1 protein-coding gene is annotated in these 418 nt (G+C 36.6%); it reads right to left on the bottom strand.

The features are described from left to right. Positions 1-313, bottom strand: a 313-nt coding sequence (locus CP355_RS10075) for a helix-turn-helix domain-containing protein (RefSeq protein ID WP_143468955.1), incomplete at its 3' end; no start/stop codon positions are given. Between the last annotated feature and the right edge of the window lie 105 nt (positions 314-418).

The raw sequence follows: 418 nt of genomic DNA on the forward strand, positions 1-418 counted from the left end.
AGAAATGCTTATTGACATACTTGATAAAGTCAGATTTCTTCAAGAAGTCTGATTTGCGACCACAGTGGCGTCGGTTAGCTTGATAAACTTCATTTCCACGTTCTGCTTTGTACCGCTTTTGTTTACCGTGATAAAGCAAAACTGTACCACGTTTGATTTCATAGCTAATCGTAGAAGGAGAACAACCAATCTCACGAGCAATTGCTCTAAGAGAAAATCCATCTTTGATACGAGTTTGGATAATAACTCGCTCTTCTAATGACAAATGTTTTCCTTTTTTGTGCTTAGGCATGATAGAATGTAAAGAGTCCATTTGTGACCTCGTTTCAAGATGTTTTGTGGTAATTACATTCTATCAAACGGGTCCAGATGGACTTTTTATTTTTCTAAAGTGTTCAATTTGATTTTACAATCGGCG

The organism is Lactobacillus sp. UMNPBX4 (genome assembly GCF_002554115.1).
Lineage (GTDB): Bacteria > Bacillota > Bacilli > Lactobacillales > Lactobacillaceae > Lactobacillus > Lactobacillus gallinarum.